General features: G+C 68.1%; 12 protein-coding genes, 1 rRNA gene, 1 other RNA gene and 1 riboswitch. Of the genes, 5 read left to right on the plus strand and 9 right to left on the minus strand.

What is annotated here, in order from left to right:
* Positions 1–137: 137 nt before the first annotated feature.
* Positions 138–713: a VanZ family protein gene (locus OXG79_13500; GenBank protein ID MCY3784779.1), complete on the plus strand. Its 576-nt coding sequence runs from the start codon at positions 138–140 to the stop codon at positions 711–713.
* Positions 714–919: 206 nt separating this feature from the next.
* Here OXG79_13500 and OXG79_13505 read toward each other — a convergent pair whose 3' ends face one another.
* From OXG79_13505 to OXG79_13515, 3 genes are all read right to left on the minus strand, one after another.
* Positions 920–1,252, minus strand: a complete 333-nt coding sequence (locus OXG79_13505) for an antibiotic biosynthesis monooxygenase (protein ID MCY3784780.1) — start codon at positions 1,250–1,252, stop codon at positions 920–922.
* Positions 1,253–1,351: 99 nt separating this feature from the next.
* Positions 1,352–1,694: RNase P RNA component class A (gene rnpB / locus OXG79_13510), an RNA gene on the minus strand.
* Positions 1,695–1,886: 192 nt separating this feature from the next.
* Positions 1,887–3,407: ribosomal RNA gene (locus OXG79_13515) — 16S ribosomal RNA — on the minus strand.
* A gap of 358 nt (positions 3,408–3,765) precedes the next feature.
* Positions 3,766–3,868: riboswitch (SAM riboswitch) on the plus strand.
* A gap of 216 nt (positions 3,869–4,084) precedes the next feature.
* Between OXG79_13515 and thrC the strand changes: the two genes are divergently transcribed.
* Positions 4,085–5,332 carry a threonine synthase gene (gene thrC / locus OXG79_13520; protein MCY3784781.1) on the plus strand — a complete coding sequence of 416 codons (1,248 nt, stop codon included), beginning with the start codon at positions 4,085–4,087 and terminating at the stop codon, positions 5,330–5,332.
* Between the two features lie 31 nt (positions 5,333–5,363).
* Positions 5,364–5,636 (plus strand): MoaD/ThiS family protein, encoded by a 273-nt coding sequence (locus tag OXG79_13525; GenBank protein MCY3784782.1) that lies wholly within the window; start codon positions 5,364–5,366, stop codon positions 5,634–5,636.
* Positions 5,637–6,131: 495 nt separating this feature from the next.
* On the opposite strand, the gene OXG79_13530 is transcribed toward OXG79_13525, so the two are convergent.
* Positions 6,132–7,601: a hypothetical protein gene (locus OXG79_13530; GenBank protein MCY3784783.1), complete on the minus strand. Its 1,470-nt coding sequence runs from the start codon at positions 7,599–7,601 to the stop codon at positions 6,132–6,134.
* 173 nt (positions 7,602–7,774) lie between these two features.
* Here OXG79_13530 and OXG79_13535 point away from each other — a divergent pair, with 173 nt between their 5' ends.
* Positions 7,775–8,197 carry a CopG family transcriptional regulator gene (locus OXG79_13535; protein ID MCY3784784.1) on the plus strand — a complete coding sequence of 141 codons (423 nt, stop codon included), beginning with the start codon at positions 7,775–7,777 and terminating at the stop codon, positions 8,195–8,197.
* Positions 8,194–8,547, plus strand: coding sequence for a DUF5615 family PIN-like protein (locus OXG79_13540; protein ID MCY3784785.1), 354 nt, complete (start codon positions 8,194–8,196; stop codon positions 8,545–8,547). Before OXG79_13535 ends, OXG79_13540 begins: the two co-directional genes overlap by 4 nt.
* Positions 8,548–8,591: 44 nt before the next feature.
* Here OXG79_13540 and leuS read toward each other — a convergent pair whose 3' ends face one another.
* The 5 genes from leuS to OXG79_13565 form a co-directional block, all read right to left on the minus strand.
* The gene (gene leuS, locus OXG79_13545; protein ID MCY3784786.1) at positions 8,592–11,243 is read right to left on the minus strand and encodes a leucine--tRNA ligase; all 2,652 of its coding nucleotides are present in this window, start codon (positions 11,241–11,243) and stop codon (positions 8,592–8,594) included.
* A 92-nt stretch (positions 11,244–11,335) separates the two neighbouring features.
* On the minus strand, positions 11,336–12,688 hold the full coding sequence (locus OXG79_13550; protein ID MCY3784787.1) for a HAMP domain-containing sensor histidine kinase: 1,353 nt from the start codon (positions 12,686–12,688) through the stop codon (positions 11,336–11,338).
* Positions 12,689–12,690: 2 nt separating this feature from the next.
* Positions 12,691–13,374, minus strand: coding sequence for a response regulator transcription factor (locus tag OXG79_13555; protein ID MCY3784788.1), 684 nt, complete (start codon positions 13,372–13,374; stop codon positions 12,691–12,693).
* Positions 13,375–13,451: 77 nt separating this feature from the next.
* Positions 13,452–14,255 carry a hypothetical protein gene (locus OXG79_13560; protein MCY3784789.1) on the minus strand — a complete coding sequence of 268 codons (804 nt, stop codon included), beginning with the start codon at positions 14,253–14,255 and terminating at the stop codon, positions 13,452–13,454.
* A gap of 184 nt (positions 14,256–14,439) precedes the next feature.
* Entirely contained in the window at positions 14,440–15,840 is a 1,401-nt protein-coding gene (locus tag OXG79_13565; protein ID MCY3784790.1) for an MFS transporter, read from the minus strand.
* Positions 15,841–16,061 lie beyond the last annotated feature (221 nt).

A 16,061-nucleotide genomic window follows, 5' to 3' on the forward strand; every position in this document is an offset into this window, starting at 1 on the left:
GGTCTACAGCAGTGGAGTGCACGCTCAGAGCTTCGCTCTGACAGCCGCTCATGTCGGAGCGACCAGCCGAGATCCGGACGATATTGGTTCTCGGAAGTGGAGTTGACAATCTGACGACCGGCCCGTTCGATGCGGGCATGTCCCTCTTCTCCTCGACTCGCGAGCGGCGGCTCTGGGTCTGGACGCTGCTGGTGGTGGCGGCGATCTACGCGACCCTGGGCCTGGCAACGTCGCTGGCCGGACTGCTGAGCGACGCCGGCGTGCTCACCCCTCTTTTTGTCCTCGCCATGCTCTTGATCGCCGCCGCCGTGGTGACGCGCGGGCTGACGTGGCGGCCCGGCGGCGCCGAGATCGCCGTGGCGCTGGGCGTGGCGGCGGTCTACGGGCTGGTGTTCGTCCGCATGGCGCTGGAGACCGAGCGCAGCCACCTGATCGAGTATGGCGTGGTGGCCCTGCTGATCTACGAAGCCCTTACCGAGCGCGCCAGTCGGGGTCGCCGCGTTCCCGTGCCCGCGCTGCTCGCCTTCCTGGCGGCGGTGGTGGTCGGCACGGTGGACGAGGGCATCCAGGCGTGGCTGCCCGTCCGCGTCTTCGACCCGCTGGACATCCTGTTCAACGCGCTGGCGGCCTTCATGGCCGTCGCGGGCAGCGTGGCCCTCGCCTGGGCGCGGCGGCGGACGCGCAGGCTCCGTCGCACGTCATCGGATCACTAGGAATACGAGAGGTCCTACCGCCTGGGATCGATCCACGCGGTAGGCGCGTAAGTCGGGTCTGGTAGGGGCAGGTTTCAAACCTGCCCGCAGCGGCGCTAGTCCCGGTCCGGTGGCCCAGGCTGCGTGCAGCCTGGGAGACGCCGGGACAGCCCGCCCCGCGCAGTCCCCATGGCATCGATCTGCAGTCGGAAGCGTCTTGTTTGCGGTCAGGGACCTCCACCGGTACCGAGCAGGTCTTCAGCTTCCCACTCGTCCTCGAATTCCATGATCTCGTCCCACCGTTCGAGGAGTGGAACGTATTCCTGCCACCACGCCTGGTAGTCGTCGGAGCTTGTGGTGGCGTGCCAGCGCTTGCGGCTTTCCCAGAACTGCTGCGTCAGGTAGGACCTCGTGCCGTCAATGTGCAGGAGCCCCAGCCCGAGGCAGCCGTTGAGCTTCGCGTAGTGCGGCTGAAACTCTTCACGTACGAGTTTGAGGAGATCCGATTCTCTTCGCCCGTCTTTCAGCGACCAGCGTTTGTAAGTGACGAATACCGGCATATTGAATTTTCGCGGTGGCCCGGGCTGCGTGCAGCCTGGGAAATGTCAGAGCGGCCCGTCCTGCGCTGCCCGCAGCGCGGGCCACCGAAGGCGGGCGCGCCGCCGAACCGGCCGATAAGCCGCATTCTGTCGTGGGCGGTCATCTATCTGGGACCGGCGTTGCCGCCGGCCTCGTGCGGCCCACCTGGGACTTGGCGAGCAGCCTGCAAGCGTCCCGGCTTGGCCTTGCTCCCGGCAGAGGTTGGCCGTTTCACGCCTGGCGCGTATACGTGCGTGTTCCCCGAAGGGGTGTCACAAGCGCCGGGCATCGTCACTGTGCCCCTGTTCCTGCCCTTCGCCGGACGTACCGACGTTGGACGACGGGCGTTACCCGCTGCCGTGCTCGATGGAGTGCGGACTTTCCTCCCCGACGTGATGGTGGGGCGACCGCCTGGCCGGCCCGGCGGCTCCCGCCGCCGGTGCGTGACGCACCTTAACGACGGGGAAGAGTGAGCGTGAGGTGGGCGTTCCAGGCCTGGGCTCGATAGCGTTGTGGTCCTCAGCGCGACAGCCGGGCGGCCCGAAGGCCGACCGATGCCGGTCGATCCTCAACCTAGGATCGTCGGGCAGGTTGACTGCCCAACATATTCCCTAGAAAGGAGGTGATCCAGCCGCAGCTTCCGCTACGGCTACCTTGTTACGACTTCGCCCCAATCACCGGCCCCACCCTCGGCAGCTGCCTCCCTAAGGTTGGCGCACCGACTTCAGGTGTTGCCGACTTTCATGGCGTGACGGGCGGTGTGTACAAGGCCCGAGAACGTATTCACCGCCGTATGCTGACCGGCGGTTACTAGCAACTCCGGCTTCATGCAGGCGAGTTGCAGCCTGCAATCCGAACTGAGACCGGTTTTCAGGGATTCGCTTCCTGTCGCCAGGTCGCTGCCCGTTGTACCGGCCATTGTAGCGTGTGTGTAGCCCGGGGCATAAGGGCCATGCGGACTTGACGTCATCCCCACCTTCCTCCGCGTTGACCGCGGCAGTCTCGCTAGAAAAATCCAACTAGCGACAAGGGTTGCGCTCGTTGCGGGACTTAACCCAACACCTCACGGCACGAGCTGACGACAGCCATGCAGCACCTGTTACACGGTCCCGAAGGAACTCCCGATTTCGCGGGATAGCCGCGTAATGTCAAACCCCGGTAAGGTTCTTCGCGTAGCCTCGAATTGAACCACACGCTCCGCTGCTTGTGCGGGCCCCCGTCAATTCCTTTGAGTTTTAGTCTTGCGACCGTAGTCCCCAGGCGGGACGCTTACCGCGTTAGCTCCGGCGCACAGAGGGGTTGAGCCCTCCACACACCTAGCGTCCATCGTTTACGGCGTGGACTACCAGGGTATCTAATCCTGTTCGCTCCCCACGCTGTCGCTCCTCAGCGTCAGGTCAGACCCAGACCGCCGCCTTCGCCTCTGGTGTTCCGTCCGGGATCTACGCATTCCACCACTCCCCCGGACGTTCCGCGGCCCTCTGCCTGCCTCGAGCTCGGTGGTTTGCTCCGACCCTCCCCGGGTAAGCCGGGGGCTTTCACAGAGCACCTGCCGAGCCGCCTACGAGCGCTCTACGCCCAGTAATTCCGGATAACGCTCGCCTCCTACGTATTACCGCGGCTGCTGGCACGTAGTTAGCCGAGGCTTATTCCTGGGGTACCGTCAGTTGCGTCCCCCAGAAAAGGGGTTTACGACCCGAAGGCCTTCATCCCCCACGCGGCGTTGCTGCGTCAGGCTTTCGCCCATTGCGCAAGATTCCCCCATGCTAAACCCCGTAGGGCTCGGGACCATATCTCAGTCCCCGTGTGGCGGATCATCCTCTCAGACCCGCTACCGATCATCGCCTTGGTGAGCCATTACCCCACCAACTAGCTAATCGGCCGCAGCCCCCTCAGCAGGCGCCATATCGAGTTCCCCCGACACAGCTTTCGTCCACGGGCATCACCCCGCGACCACATGCGGTATTGTCCCCGGTTTCCCGGGGTTATTCCCCACCCGCCGGTAGGTTAGCTACGTGTTACGCACCCGGACGCCACGGTCGTGGCGAAGCCGAAGCTTCACCCGTACCGTTCGACTCACATTGGTAAAGCACGCCGCCAGCGTTCATCCTGAGCCAGGATCAAACTCGCCAAAAAAACCTCATGCTCGACCGCGGCGCGGCCAAGCGGTTGGTCAGTGTGTGTGACCGCCGGGCGCCGAAACGCCCCGCGGCTCCATCGAGCCGTCCTGATCAACACGGACTACTGTCGCGCTGAGATTCAGGCCATGGACGACCCGAATCCTCACGCTCACTCTTCCCCTGTTAAGGTGCCGCGCGTTTGCGGCTCGGACCCGAGAGATGCGCCGCCAAGGCGGGCAATGTCAAAAGGGTCACCGCAGCGCGCACGGAAGCGCTCACGTGCGTGAGCGTGCCCCAAGAATAGCACGCGCACCCGTTGGCGAGGCCAATCCGGGGTGATATCCTTTCCCGGCCATGGACGAGCACATGGCTGGCTCTCATCCAGAGTGGTGGAGGGAACAGGCCCTGCGAAGCCTGGCAACCTGCGCGGCCACGCGCAAGGTGCCAACTCCGGCGGCGAAAGTCGCGAGATGAGAGGTCACGGGAATCGTGACCCCTCGCTGGTCGGAGCAGCGAGGGGTTTCGTGCGAGTGGGATGTTCACGGTGAGCCACAGGCGCATCGACCGTCGGCGGGCAATGGCGATGGCCGGGCCCGCGCGCGCCGCGGGCCAGCTGGCCGCTTCGGCCACCGCTTGAGTCCATCCCCCGAGGGCTAGCCCCCCGACCCATCGCCAACTGAAGGACGATCTTCCGTGAGCACCATCAATGCGCTCCAATGCCGCGAATGCGGCCGCGCCTACGAACCGATCGCGGTTCACGTCTGCGAGTTCTGCTTCGGCCCGCTCGAGGTGCAGTTCGACTACCAGGCGATCCGCGACCGCGTCTCGCGCGAGTCCATCGCCGCCGGCCCCCAAACCCTCTGGCGCTACGCCGACCTGCTGCCCGTCGAGAGCGGCTGGGATCCCACCTGGCCCGTGGGCCTCACGCCCTTGCAGCGCGCCCACAACCTGGGCGAGCGGCTGGGGCTCAACCGGCTCTACATCAAGAACGACACCGTCAACCCCAGCTTCTCCTTCAAGGACCGCGTCGTCGCCGTGGCCGTGGCCAAGGCGCGCGAGCTGGGCTACGAGACATTCGCCTGCGCCTCCACCGGCAACCTGGCCGGCGCCGTCGCCGCGGCGGGCGCCCGGCACGGCATGGACACCTACGTCTTCCTGCCCGCCGACATCGAGCTGGGCAAGGTGCGCGGCGCGGCGGTCTACGGCGCGCGCATCGTGGCCGTTGACGGCACCTACGACGAGCTCAACCGCCTCTGCAGCGAGATCGCCGACCTCTACGAGTGGGCCTTCTGCAATATCAACGTCCGCCCCTACTATGCCGAGGGCTCCAAGACCCTGGCCTTCGAGACGGTGGAGCAGCTGGGCTGGCAGGCGCCCGACCACATCGTGGCGCCCATCGCCTCGGGCTCGCTTTACACCAAGATCGGCAAGGGCCTGCGCGAGCTCGTGGACGTCGGGCTGCTCGACGAGCAGCACACCCGCATTCACGGCGCCCAGGGCGACGGCTGCGCCCCGGTCGCCGAGGCCTTCGCGCGCGACAGCATGACCTATCGCGCCGTGCGCACGCCCCAGACCATCGCCAAGTCGCTCGCCATCGGCAATCCCGCCGACGGGTTCTACGCTCTCAAGCTGGCCAAGGAGTGTGAGGGCGTCATCGACGCCGTCTCCGACGCCGAGATCGTGGACGGCATCCGGCTCCTGGCCGAAACCGAAGGCGTCTTCGCCGAGACCGCCGGCGGCGTCACCGTCGGCGTGCTCAAGCACCTGGTCGAAAACGGCGAAATTGGCCCCGATGACCTCACCGTCGCCCTCATCACCGGCAACGGCCTCAAGACGCAGGAAGCCATCGACAGCCAGACCGCTGACAGCTTTGCCGTCAAGCCCACAGTCACCTCATTCGAGCAAGTCCTCGCCGACCGCGGGGTCTACGTCACGGCCTAGGTCGCCAGGCGCACAGAAGGAGCCGCACCGCATGCCAACCGTTCGCATCCCCACGCCCTTGCGCAGTCTCACCGGCGGCGAGAGCCGGGTTGACGTTGACGCCGACACCGTCGGCGCGCTGGTCCAGCAGCTGGAAGCCGACTATCCGGGCATGGCCGAGCGCCTGCTCGACGCCGAGGGCGAGCTGCGCCGCTTCGTCAACATCTACGTGGACGGCGACGACATCCGCTTCAAGGACGGTTTCGACACCGCCCTCGACGGCGTAGGCGAAGTCTCCATCGTCCCGTCCGTCGCCGGAGGCTAGCCACCGGCCGCTGCATCGCCGGTAGGGGCAGGTTTCAAACCTCCCAGTGGCCCACGCTGCGTCCAGCGCGGGATCCGCCGCCGTTCGTGGTGAGCCTGTCGAACCATGGACGGCGCCCTTCGACTGCGCTCAGGGCGAACGGAGAATGGTCGTGCCCGGTGGCCCGCGCGTGTGCGGCGTGGGACCGCGATCTCGCTGCCGACGGCGCGCGGTCAACGCGTGTCCGTGTAGGGGCGCCCCTTGTGGACGCCCGCTTTCTCCTCGTCGCCGCAAGCCGGCCTCTCTCTTGAAGAGACCGTCGCGCACCCCTCCGTCATTCCGGCGAATGCCGGATTCCAGTCCGGTCAAATCCGGCGGCGCGCTGGAACCCTGTCGTAGGGGCGACGCATGCGTCGCCCCTACCGCTCTATTCACGGGTCTCCGAAGGTGGGAATCTACCGGCCGCCGAACCTGTTGGCTCACGAACGTGGGCGGTTCGCTGACCACCCTGCCAGTCTACGACCCGCCCGCGAACCACACCTCCACCCACGTGCTCATGAACAGCGACCCGTCCGCCTCGCTCACGTCTCTCACCTCGATGCGCAGGCGTCCAGGCGCGGTCGCCCCCATCACGGTCACCGACCGCGCAAACGTGCCCGGACCGTCGAAATCGCCTTCCACCGTGATGTAGCTCTCGCCGACAACCGTTCCGGCTGCGTCGTAGATGCGGTAGGTCAGGTTCTTCTCGAACGGCATCACGCTGATCCGCCCGCGAACCTCAATCTCGGCTCCGACAGTCGCCCCGCTCAGCGGCGCCTCCAGCACAAGTTCGCGCTCGGGGCGGTCCATTGCCTCGTCCGGCTGCGTGCCGTACATCGACGGCGTGGCCTCGAGGACCACCGGCACCGTGGTGCGAGCCAGCGCCGAACCATCGTCCGCATCCACATCCACGATCTCGATGCGTCCCGGTCCACCCTCGCCCGCGATGAACTCCACCGGCGCGGCAAACGTCCCCGGAGATCCCTCGAATCCGTCCACCGGCAGCGCGCCCATGCCGATCACCCCGCCGCGAGCGTCATAGACCAGGTAGCGGAGGCCGTCGCCCGACGGGGACATGGTCGTCGTCCCCCGAACCTCGGCCCCGCCGGCCACCGTCTCGCCCGCCAGCGGCGTCTCAATCACCAGCGCCCGGCGCTCCGCGAGCTCGCCGTCGCGCAGGGCAAAGTCTCGGGTGATTCCCAGTGTCGGACAGCACAGCCCGTCGCTCGAACGGTGGGTGACCGTCTCGGCGACGATCCGGCCGCCGGTAATCGCCACGCTCCGCACCGGCACCCGGTCGCCCAGGTACGCGCGGGCCGCCTGCACCGGCTCGCCGTCCCGATCGAGCACGGCCACCAGATACTTGAACGTGCCGCTGCCTCCACCCGAGGTGAAGAGGACCACGGCCGCGTCGGCGATCCCGTCACCGTTCAGGTCGCCGAAGGCGACGGCGTCGCTGTCAATGCCTGCGTAGTCCCGTTCGGTCGCGCCCTCGCCATACGCAATAGATCCCTCGCCGTCCTCCAGCTGAATGGGAGTGTTTTCCTCACCGAGCAACGGCAGCAGGTATTCGGCGTTCCGCAGCTGCTCCAGCGTCAGCCGCTGCGTCGTCATGGCGGAGGCCATCGGGGCTTCCCAATCAAAGCGCTCGCTGTTCAGCCGCTGCCGCAAGCCCTCCGGACCGTTGACCCAGGTCCGCGCACCGTCGGTGAATCCGGTCCAGTTGTCGGCCTTGCGCCAGGTCAACTTTCCGTTGGTCGTGGCTTGCCGCGTCATGCCCGACTCCGGGTCATGCCGCTCGTTCTCCAGGCAGTCGCCCACCACGTCCGGAATCAGGTCGCGCAGCGCCTTGAACCCCAGTTGAAACGAACAGTCCTGGGCGACAACCGGCTGAAACGAGAACAGCAGGCTGACAAGAGCAACCACCAGCACGAGCCTGGTCTTCATCGATCAGGCCTTCCCGCTCATCCACGAGCGACGACTTGAAGGGATGCCCACGTTACCAGCGTCCGGCTTAGGCCGTTGTCGACCTACCCAACCACCAGGTTGATCAACCGCGCCGTGCGCCGGAGTCGTCATACACTGTGTGACACCAGCATACAGACGGGTCGACCAGCGCAATGAGCCGCCATCTTTCGGTACGTCTGGCCGATGACTTGTTCGAGCAGCTGGAGACCCAGAGCCGGCGAAGCGGGCAGTCACGATCGGCGGTTGCCAAGCAGTTGCTCGATGAGGGGCTGCGCATGGAGCAACATCCCGGGATCGTCTTCCGCTCGGGTCCCGGCGGGCGCCGCCCCGGATTGATCGGCGGTCCGGACGTGTGGGAGGTGGTCGGTGCGCTTCGCGGAGCGGATGGCGGCGATGTCGACAGCCTGGCCCGCATTGGCCAGCGGACAGGATTGACCGCCGATCAGGTGGGAACTGCCCTGCGCTACTACGCCGACTACACCGAAGAAATCACTGAGTGGATTCGGCGAGTCGAGGAAGAAGCTGAACGAGCCGAGACCCGCTGGCGACGGGAGCAGGCGCTGCTCGGCCGGTGAAGCTGCTGCTCGACGAGATCTGGGCGCCCGCGATCGCCGAGGCGCTGCGGGACCGCGGCCATGAGGTCGTGGCCGTGGCCGAACGGCGCGATCTTCGAGGGATGCCGGATGCGGCGATCTTCGATGCCCCGCAGGCGGAAGATTGGGTGCTCGTCACGGAGAACGTCGTGGACTATCGACCGCTCGCGGCAGCCGCCATGCGGGCCGGTCGCGCCTCGCCGGCGCTCATCTTCACGAGCAACCGAGCCTATCCTCGAGCCAATCGGCGGACGGCCGGGCGGCTGGTGGCGGCTCTGGACGCCTTGCTGTCAGCACGCGACGCGGTCGAGAGCGAGCACTGGCTCGCATAGCCAGGGATGAGGCCGGTGCTACGAAGCCTTCGAATCGCGGCCAATCATCCAACGACCAGGTTAATCAGCCGCCCCTCGCGGTAGAACACCTTCCGCACCTGGCGACCGTTCAGGTGAGCCTGGGCACGTTCGCTGGCCAGGGCCAGCTCGCGGGCGCCGTCCTCGTCGATGGTGACCGGCGCCTCGATGCGGTCGCGCACCTTGCCGTTCACCTGCACTACCAGCGTGAACGTCTCGTCCGCCGCCAGCTCCGCGTCCCACTCGGGCCACGGTTGCAGGTGGATGCTCTCCGAGTGGCCGGTGCGCTCCCACAGCTCTTCGGCCATGAACACCGCGCTCGGCGCCAGCAGCACCAGGAACGTCTCGATCGTCTCGGTCCAGATGGGCCGCGCGCGCAGGTCCTCGTCGCCCACCTCGACCAGGAAGTTCGTGAACTCCATCAGCGCCGCGATCATGGTGTTGAACTTGAGCGCGTCGATGTCCTGGCTGACGCGCCGAATCGTCTGGTGCAGGCGGCGCCGCAACTCGACCTCGACGTCGACATAGGCCGCGCGCCGGCGCTCGGTGTCGCCCACGGGTTGGTCGAGCACCACGTTCCAGACGCGGCTCAGCCACCGGGAGATTCCCACCCGCCCCTGCTCGCTCCAGGGCAGCGTGCGGTCGAACGGCCCGATGAACAGGATGTAGCACCGCAGCGCGTCGCCGCCGGCGGCGGCGGCCACCTCGTCGGGCGACACGACGTTGCGCCACGACTTCGACATCCTGGTCACGCGGAACTCGACCAGGGCCTGGCTGTTGCGCTGCGCGCGCTCGCCGGTCAGCTCGAAGCGGGCCTCCAGGGGGAAGTGGCGGAACGACTGGGCCGACTCGGGGTGGTCGAAGGCGTCGGCGCCGTCGGCCGCGCCGACGCGCGCGCCGCCCTGGCTGTCGATCCGCAGCGCGGCCTCGTCCACCCAGCCACCCTGGGCCAGCATGATGCCCTGGTGGCGCAGGGCCTTGAACGGCTCGGTCAGGTCCAGCACTCCCGCATCCCGCAAAGCCTTGGTCCAGAAGCGGGCGTAGAGCAGGTGCATCACGCTGTGCTCGGCGCCGCCGACGTAGAGGTCCACCGGCATCCAGCGCTGGATCGCGTCGAGATCGAAGGCCTGGTCCTGCTGGTCCGGGCTGCAGAAGCGCAGAAAATACCAGCTCGAGCAGGCGAATCCGCCCAGGGTGTCGGTTTCACGCCGCGCCGCGCCGCCGCAGGAGGGGCACGCGGTGTTGACCCAGTCCTCGGCGGCATCCAGGGGCGCGCGCCCGCCGAGCTGCTGAGGGTCGATCTGGTCCAGATGGGGCAGCAGCACCGGCAGCTCGTCCTCCGGCACGGGGACCTCGCCGCAGGAGTCGCAATGCACGATGGGGATCGGCGTGCCCCAGTAGCGCTGGCGTGAGATCAGCCAGTCGCGCAGCTTGTAGTTGACCGCAAAGTCGCCCGTGCCCTGGTCGCGCAGCCACTCCGTGACCGCGCGGATGCCCTCGCCGGAGGGCGTGCCGTCGAACCGGCCCGAGTTGACCATCGGGCCTTCGTCCAGGAAGGCCTCGGTCAGCGCCTCCCCCGCCCAATCGGGCGGGGCGATCACGGTGCGGATTTCCAAGCCGTACTTGGTGGCGAAGTCGAAGTCGCGCTGGTCGTGGGCCGGCACCGCCATGATCGCGCCCGAGCCATAGGACATCAGCACGTAGTCGGCGATCCAAATGGGTATGCGCTCGCCGTTGACCGGGTTGATCGCAAAGCCGCCGGTGAACACGCCCGATTTGTCGTCATCCAGCGCCACCCGCTCCAGTTCGGCCTTGCGCGCGGCGGCGGCCACGTAGGCCTTCACCGCGTCGGCGTGCTCCGGCGTGGTGACGCGACTCACCAGCGGATGCTCCGGCGCCAGCACCATGAAGGTGGCCCCAAACAGCGTGTCCGGCCGCGTCGTGTAGACCGGCATCTCGTCGCCGGCCTCGGTGGTGAACACCACGTCGGCGCCCTCGCTGCGCCCGATCCAATTTACTTGGGCGCTGCACGTTTCCTCGGGCCAATCCAGCCCTTCCAGGTCCTCGATCAGCTGGTCGGCGTAGTCGGTGATCTTGAAGAACCATTGCGTCAGCTCGCGCTGGCTGATGTCGGTGTGACCGCGCCAGTCCGTGCCGTCGGCGTTGACCTCCTCGTTCGCCAGCGCGCCGCAGATCGGGCACCACCACTGCAGGCCCGTGGCGCGATAGGCCAGCCCGCGCTCGTAAAGCTTCAGGAACATCCACTGGGTCCAGCGGTAGTACTCGGGATGCGTGGAGTTGATCTCCCGCGCCCAGTCGAAGGACGCGCCGGCCAGGTCCAGCTGCCGCTTGTAGTTGGCGCTCCACACGCGGGTCAGGTCGGCGGGGTGGCGCCCGGTCTCGATGGCCGCGTTCTCGGTGGGCAGCCCGAAGGCGTCCCAGCCCATCGGGTGCAGCACGTCGTAGCCCCGCATGCGCATCACGCGCGAAAGCACATCCGTGGGCACGTAGTTGCGCAGGTGACCCACGCTGATGCCGTCCCCTGAGGGATAGGGGAAGAAATCCAGGCAATAGAACGTGGGGCGGTCCGAGGGCTCGGGCGTGCGGTAGAGGTCCTGCTCGGCCCAGCGGGCGCGCCACTTGGGATCGATTTCGGCGGGAGAAAACTCGACGGTCACGGGTGCCTGCGGCGGATGGACGGGGAGTTCATTCTAGGGCAGGCGGAGTCACGCGTGGCGGGTGTCCGGTCCCCTCTCCCTCTGGGAGAGGGTTAGGGTGAGGGCGCCGCCAACTCGATCCGAAACGTCGACCCCTCGCCCGGGGTGCTCCTCGCGGTCAGTTGCCCATCCATGGCCTCGATGAGCGCCCGCGCGATCGCCAATCCCAGCCCGCTGCCGCGAGTCTTGCGGCCCGCGGCGTCGGTGCCGCGGTAGAACCGGTCGAAGATATGCGGCAGGTCCTCGGCGGGGATGCCCTCGCCCGTATCCGCCACCTCGATCCAGCACGTCCCCTCGTCTACGGCGCCCGAGCGGATGGCAATCGAGCCGCCCGAGGGCGTGTGGCGCACCGCGTTGTCCAGCAGATTGGCCAGAATCTGTCGCAACCGCGCCTCGTCGGCCAACGCTTGTCCCGCTGCAGGCGCCGCCTCCAGCGCCACACCCTTGGCCTGCGCTTGGCTCCGCATTGCCGAGGTCGCGTCGTCGAGCACGCGGCCGAGGGCAACCTGCTCCAGCGAGAGGTCCAGCTTGCCGATGTCCGCCAGGGAGAGGTCGCGAATGTCCTCCACCAGCCGGTGCAGCCCCTCGGCGCGGTCCAGCGTCGACCGCAGCGTCTCGTCCGAGCGGTCGTAGACGCCGTCCAGCATGGCCTGGAGATTGCCCTCGATCACAGTCACGGGCGTGCGCAGCTCGTGGGCGATATCGGCAAACAGGTTGCGGCGGGCGGCCTCCTGGGCCTGCAGGCCGGCCGCCATGTCGTCGAAGGCCGCCCCGACCGTGGCCAGTTCGTCGCGGCCCGCGAGCCCGCTGCGCGCGCGCAAATCGCCCGCCGCCACGCCCCGCGCCGCCGCGGTCAGCCTGCGCAGCGGCCGGGTGATGCCGGCGGCGATGACGACCCCGACCACCAGCGCCACGCCCACGGCGATCGCCAGGCCGATTAGCAGCGAGCGCACCGTCTCGTTGATGAAGGCTCGTTCCAGCACCGCGCGAGCGTCGGATCCGATGGGCAACGGCCCCGCCGGGCCCAGCGCTTGCGGCATGTGCAACTGTCCAATTTCTCGGCCCGCCACTACGAGAGGCGTCGCCGGCCAGGCGGCGATGGCCACGCGGGATCGAATGCCGCCCGGACCCCAGACCAGGTCGCCCTCGGCGTCCACCACGGCCAGCGGCAACCCCCGCGGCTGGCCGCGGGGAAACACCTCGCGGGCCGCCTTCCGAAGATCGCCCGTGCGCTCGTAGGCCGCCGCGAGCCGGTCGGCCGTATGTTCGGCTTCGTGGTGGCGAACGTCTGACGCGAACCGCTCGAACCGGCTGGCCGTCGTCAGCCCGACCACCAGCGCCGCCGTGCCTACGGCCACCGCCGCCACCGCCACAAAGGCCAGCACCAGCCGCAGCGAGAGCCGCATGTCTACGTGTCGCCGAGCCGGTAGCCGACCCCGGTCACCGTCACGACATAGCGCGGCTCGCCGGGATCGGGCTCCACCTTGCGCCGCAGGTTGCGAATGTGGCTGTCGATCGAGCGCTCCAAGGTGATGCTGTCCGGGCCCGCCACGGCGTCCAGCAGGTCCGCGCGCGACAGCACCCGTCCGTCGGCCCGCGCCAGCGTCGCCAGCAGATCGAATTCGGTGCGCGTCAGCGAAAGCAGCTCCCCCTCGCGCCTGACCTGGCGACGGTCGACGTCGATTTCCAGCGAGCCGACGCGGGTGGCTGCGGCAATCGGCCCCGCCTGCGCGCGCCGCAGGATCGTGTGGACGCGGGCCACGAGCTCCCGGGGATGGAACGGTTTGGTCACGTAGTCGTCGGCGCCCAACTCCAGGCCCAGCACGCGGTCCGTCACCTCATCCCGCGCTGTCAGCAGCACCACGGGCCGCGGCCCGCGTTCCCGAATCGTGCGCAGCACGTCGAGGCCGCCGATGCCCGGCAGCATCAGGTCCAGCACCACGATGTCGGGCTGCTGCGTGGCCTCGTGCATCAGCGCGGTCTCGCCGTCCTCCGCCGTGATCACATCCATGCCCTCGCGGCGCAAATAGGCGCTCACCAGGCGGCGAATGTCGGGGTCGTCGTCTACCACGAGGACGCGCTGGTGTTTCACGGGCAATCTCCCGGAATCGTCACGGCGGCGGGAGCCGGCCGCCGACCGGCTCCCGCACACCGTACGCCTGGGGGAGGCTACAGAGCCAGCCGGCTCGCACTGGCGTCCGCCGGTGTCGATTTGGAGGAGTGGCATCCGCCGTGCTTGCCGCCGCGTCCGCCGTGGCCGAAGCCGCGACCCCAACCATGACCCCGCCCCGGCTCGTCGGTGTTGGTGACGATGGATTCCACGCGATCCGCCAGCCCGTCCTTCATGGTCTGGGCGCGCTCTTCGCTCAGGCGTCCGGCCTCGACCGCCGCGTCGATGGCCGCCGTCGCCCGAGTCACCAGCTCGTCGACGTACTCGTCCTTGGTCAGGCCGTTGGCCTCGGCGATGTCGGCGAGCGACGTGCCCTCGACGCGTTGCTCGCGGATCTCCTCGACCGAGACGCCGGACAGCTCGCTGAGGACGACGACGGGGGAAGGCTTGTTATCGAGTTTGACCGCCCAGCCGCGGCTCCGCCCGTGCCAGCCGGCGTCGCTGGTGACCATGGCCGTCACCTTGTCGGTCAGCCCCTCCTTGATCTCCGCGGCGCGATCTTCGGAGAGCTTGCCGTCGGCGACCGCGTCGTCGATCGCCGTCGTCGCCGCATCCACCACCGCCGCCACGTAGTCGTCGGTCGTGACGTCATTGGCCTCCGCGATGTCGGCCAGCGAGTCGCCACTTTCGCGCGCGCTGCGGATGTCCTCGACGGAAACGCCCGTCAAGTCGCTCAAGATCTCCACGGGCGAGACTCGCTTGCCGCCGAACCCGCCGCCATGGGCCAGCACGAGGCTCACGGCCACCACCGACACGATGGCGGCGCCCGCTACGGCGACCGCCAGTTTCCTCCACCGACCCATCCACATCCTCCTTGCCGTCAGGCGAGGGCAGTTGCTCACGACAATGACGGTAGAGGCGGCCTGTCAACCGAACCCGCAGAGGCAATGCAGAGCGTGTGCAGTTTTCGGAGCCGTCCGCCGCCCCGGATCGGACGACAGTAGGGGCGGTTCGCGAACCGCCCATATGCCCGTTCGACTGAAACCCTCAGTCCCGCGCCGCGACCTCGGCCCTCGGCGCCTGAGACTCGGACTGGTCGAGGGTGGTGCTGCCGGACGGCTCCTCGGCCGCATGCATCCCCGCCGCCGTGAGCCCCCACAGCTGGCGGCCCCAGAGCGCCACGAACGCCCCCACGCACAGGCTCAGGCTGCCACCGATCGCCATGGCCACGGGCGTTCCCAGGCGTTCGGCGGCCGCCGACAGCGGCAGGAGGCCCAGCGGCATCAGCCCCCAGTTGATCATCCACACCGCCATCACCCGCCCGCGCATATGCGCCGGCACCAATAGCTGCACGATCGTTTGGCTCAGCGCCATGTGAATTCCCTGAAACATGCCGACGCACGCCAGGACGAGCGCCACGAACGGCAGGAACCGCGTGAACGACAGGACCACGTACAGCGCGCCGTTGATGACGATGGCGGCGATGGCCAGCCGGCCAGGCCGGCGGACCTCCGGCGCCGCGACCAGGGCCAGCGCGCCGAGCACCGCGCCCGCGCCCAGCGCGCTGGTCACCAGGCCCAGGTCTTGCACGCCGGCCTGCAGGTCCTGCTTCACGAAGGCCGGCAGCAGCATGGTGAGCGGGTAGCTGAAGAGCGCCGGAGCCAGGGTCAGCACCATCAGCGAGCGTATGGGTCCGTGACTCAGGACATAGACAAATCCGGCGCGCAGGATCGCCACCGGCGATCCCTGGGCTCGCGGCCGGTGCTCGTCGGCGTCGATGCGCCGCACGTTGAGGATGCTCCAGACGTAGCCGCCGACCATCGTGAAGTAGGCCGCCGCGATGCCGGCCGCGCCGACGATGAGGCCGGCCAGCGCGGGACCGATCACGCGGGCCAGGTTCATCGTCGTCGCGTTCAGGGCCACGGCGTTGCGCACCAGCGTGCGGGGAACCGCCTCCGAGATCAGCGCGTAGCGGGCTGGCACGCTGAGGGCGAACATGGCGCCGGTCAGCGTGGCGCTGATCGCCAGATGCCACACCGCAATCACGCCCGTGGCCACCAGGGCCCCAATGGTCAGGGCCGTCAGGCCATTCACGCTCTGCGCCATCATCAGCAGCCGCGGTCGGTTCAGCCGATCGGCCAACAGTCCGCCCACCGGCGACAGCACCAGCATGGGCAACGACATGAAGAAGGACAGCAGACCGAGCGTGAAGGGTGAGTTCGTCAGCTCGACGACCAACCACCCCTGCGCCAGAAACTGCACGAAGTGAGCCGTCATCGCGCCGGCGTTGGCGCGCCAGAGACGGCCAAAGTTCGGGTGCGCAAATGACGGCAGGAAGCGCTCGCGGGTGGCTCGCCAGAGGCGTGGCAGCGGCGCCGGCCGCGCGACCGGCGGGTCGGCGGCGTTCTCGCGGGTCATCGCGGGCACCTCCGGGCGCAGCGCGATCACCTGCCAAACCACAGTGACTCGGTGCGGCGCGCTGCCCTCACGATACTCCGACGGCGCCGACGAACGCATGCGGGCGATGGCTCCGGCCCCTTCGCCCCTCGTGGAAGTCTTTGCGTCGCCCATCCAACGGAGATTGGAGACCGGGTCCGGTTCCCTCTCCCTGGAAGGGAGAGCAACTGTGTGGCCGGTGACGGGTTTAGCTGGCCATGGCGGGGTTCCAG

The sequence above is a fragment of the Chloroflexota bacterium genome (assembly GCA_026706485.1).
Taxonomy (GTDB): Bacteria; Chloroflexota; UBA11872; order UBA11872; family UBA11872; genus JAJECS01.

Bases quoted from the DNA above. Each gene is read 5' to 3' on its own strand.
- OXG79_13530 (MCY3784783.1), bottom strand. From the start codon at position 7,601: ATGAAGACCAGGCTCGTGCTGGTGGTTGCTCTTGTCAGCCTGCTGTTC.
- OXG79_13560 (MCY3784789.1), bottom strand. From the start codon at position 14,255: ATGGGTCGGTGGAGGAAACTGGCGGTCGCCGTAGCGGGCGCCGCCATC.
- OXG79_13550 (MCY3784787.1), bottom strand. From the start codon at position 12,688: ATGCGGCTCTCGCTGCGGCTGGTGCTGGCCTTTGTGGCGGTGGCGGCG.
- OXG79_13500 (MCY3784779.1), top strand. From the start codon at position 138: ATGTCCCTCTTCTCCTCGACTCGCGAGCGGCGGCTCTGGGTCTGGACG.
- OXG79_13505 (MCY3784780.1), bottom strand. From the start codon at position 1,252: ATGCCGGTATTCGTCACTTACAAACGCTGGTCGCTGAAAGACGGGCGA.
- OXG79_13525 (MCY3784782.1), top strand. From the start codon at position 5,364: ATGCCAACCGTTCGCATCCCCACGCCCTTGCGCAGTCTCACCGGCGGC.
- OXG79_13535 (MCY3784784.1), top strand. From the start codon at position 7,775: ATGAGCCGCCATCTTTCGGTACGTCTGGCCGATGACTTGTTCGAGCAG.